The 1189-nt window shown below is 73.2% G+C and carries 2 protein-coding genes; one reads left to right on the forward strand and one right to left on the reverse strand.

All coding sequences use genetic code 11. The features are described 5' to 3' along the window. The first annotated feature begins 198 nt into the window (after positions 1-198). On the forward strand, positions 199-537 hold the full coding sequence (locus tag VR45_RS30295; protein ID WP_045943065.1) for a helix-turn-helix domain-containing protein: 339 nt from the start codon (positions 199-201) through the stop codon (positions 535-537). A gap of 93 nt (positions 538-630) precedes the next feature. Here VR45_RS30295 and VR45_RS30300 read toward each other — a convergent pair whose 3' ends face one another. Beyond that, a complete protein-coding gene (locus VR45_RS30300) occupies positions 631-1086 on the reverse strand; it encodes a carboxymuconolactone decarboxylase family protein (protein WP_045943066.1) in 456 nt (151 codons plus the stop codon). Positions 1087-1189 lie beyond the last annotated feature (103 nt).

A 1189-nucleotide genomic window follows, 5' to 3' on the forward strand; every position in this document is an offset into this window, starting at 1 on the left:
CGCCCTGGCCGCGCTCCTCGCATCGCCGGGGGCGGCCGCCGCCGACCCGCTCCTCCGGCCCGGCCGGTCCGGTCGGTCCGGCGCGCCGAGCAGGGCTGCGGCACCGTAACCCCGCATCCTCGCAACCCGGCTTTCCCCGCGTCCACTTGGGACGACGGCGTGGGCCGGCCGGTGCACACCCCGCGTTACGGTGGGGCCATGAGCTACCGCCACCCCGACCGCGAGCAGATCCGGATCGAACACGTCCTTTCCGCTCTCGGCAACCCCGTCCGCCTGTCCGCCGTCCGGGTCCTGAACGGCGGCGGCGCGCACAACTGCGGGAGCGTGCTCACCGCGATCGGCATCACCGCGAAGTCGACGATGACCCACCACTGGCGGGTGCTGCGCGACAGCGGCGTCATCCACCAGCTGCCGTCCGGCCGGGAGAACCTCCTCCTCCTGCGCCGCGAGGACCTCGACGCGCGCTACCCCGGCCTCCTCGACGCCGTTCTCTCCGGCGCCCACGAGGACGAGCGCCACGGCACCGCCGCCGACTGAGGCCCTGCGGCGCGGGGCCCGGTGCCGGACGGCTGCCGCTCCGCCGTCCCGCACCGGGCCCGCTCCCCCGCCGGCCCCCGTCAGCCCCCTCGTCTACCAGGTGTCGCCGGCGGGCTGGCGGGTGGTGGCGTTGATCCGGTTGAAGAAGTTCGTCAGACTGATCCACAGCACCAGCGAGGCCAGCTGCTTCTCGTCGAAGTGCTCCGCCGCCGCGTTCCACACCTCGTCCGGCACCACGGCCCGGTCCGCGAGCCGCGTCACGTGCTCCGACAGCTCCAGCGCGGCCCGCTCGGCCTCCGTGAAGAACGGCGCCTCCCGCCACGCCGCCACCGCGTGCAGCCGCTCGTCGGTCTCCCCGTTCTTCTTCGCACTCGCGACGCCGCCCACCACGCAGTAGCTGCAGCCGTTGATCTGGCTCGCCCGCAAGTGCACCAGCTCCAGCACGCTCTCCGGCACGCCGCCCTTCTTCGCCGCCTTCACGACCCCGAGGATCGCCGGCATCGCCTCCGGAATCACCACAGCCGGGTTCGCCATCCGCGCGTCGGTCATGACCTGTCCTCTTTCCGTCCGTCCACTTGCTCGGTCACTGCACTGACGCGCGCCGACGGAGGAATGTGACAGGTACTGCGCGAGGTGGTCGAACTCCCCCGCC

The sequence above is a fragment of the Streptomyces sp. NRRL S-495 genome, assembly GCF_000966955.1.
In the GTDB taxonomy this organism is placed as follows: domain Bacteria; phylum Actinomycetota; class Actinomycetes; order Streptomycetales; family Streptomycetaceae; genus Kitasatospora; species Kitasatospora purpeofusca.